1 protein-coding gene is annotated in these 217 nt (G+C 66.8%); it reads right to left on the bottom strand.

Features of this window, described 5'->3' with window-relative positions; genetic code table 11:
* Positions 1-217, bottom strand: a 217-nt coding sequence (locus EN824_RS35025; protein ID WP_135933261.1) for a VCBS domain-containing protein, incomplete at both ends; no start/stop codon positions are given.

The following is a 217-nucleotide window of genomic DNA, read 5'->3' as shown; positions in this document are numbered from 1 at the left end:
CGGCGGCGAACTCGTTGTGGGCCGAGCTTGCCGTGTAGGTCCAGGCACCGGCGCTGTCGATGGAGAACGAGCCATAGGTTCCAACGGTCGCGGCCTGGGCGACGAAGGTCGCCGGGCTGTCGACATCCGAGATGGTCAGCGTGCCGGAGCTCGAGATGTCGGTGGCCGAGTTGGTCTCGGTCAGGTTGCGCACATCGGCCGACAGGATGGCGGCATC

This window comes from Mesorhizobium sp. M8A.F.Ca.ET.181.01.1.1 (assembly GCF_004792025.1).
Classification (GTDB): Bacteria; Pseudomonadota; Alphaproteobacteria; order Rhizobiales; family Rhizobiaceae; genus Mesorhizobium.
Note: the sequence above shows the minus strand (reverse complement) of the source record. Positions and strands in the feature narration are given on the sequence as shown.